1 protein-coding gene is annotated in these 333 nt (G+C 43.5%); it reads right to left on the reverse strand.

Annotated elements, in window-relative coordinates; all coding sequences use genetic code 11:
- Window positions 1–141: 141 nt before the first annotated feature.
- A partial coding sequence (locus JV36_RS19895) for a hypothetical protein (RefSeq protein WP_235207838.1) occupies window positions 142–333 on the reverse strand: 192 nt, incomplete at its 5' end.

Raw genomic sequence — 333 nt, forward strand, 5'->3', positions numbered from 1 at the left:
TGTCAGACTTTTATGAGCGACTACCAGATCGTCACCACCGCGCGGGCGGTGGTCTGCTGAAGACAAGGAGCAGACGGTCAGATATGGCTCGTTTATGCCTCATTGTCAGTTAACGTAAATACTCTAAAATCGGCTTTAAGCTCACAGCGATAAGCGGTCTTGTATCTTTTGTAAATAATATAAGCAAAGGGTTCCTGAAGAAAGTTCATGTCCTCGTGAGTCCACCGTAACGACTTCCGCTTGAGTTACCTCATTTAGGAGTCCTGAGAACTTGTTATATGTAAATCCATCTGACAAAACACCATGTATCACCAAAATGGTTGAATCCGAATA

Origin of the sequence: Alteromonas sp. LOR (genome assembly GCF_000753865.1) — a bacterium.
Taxonomy (GTDB): Bacteria; Pseudomonadota; Gammaproteobacteria; order Enterobacterales; family Alteromonadaceae; genus Alteromonas.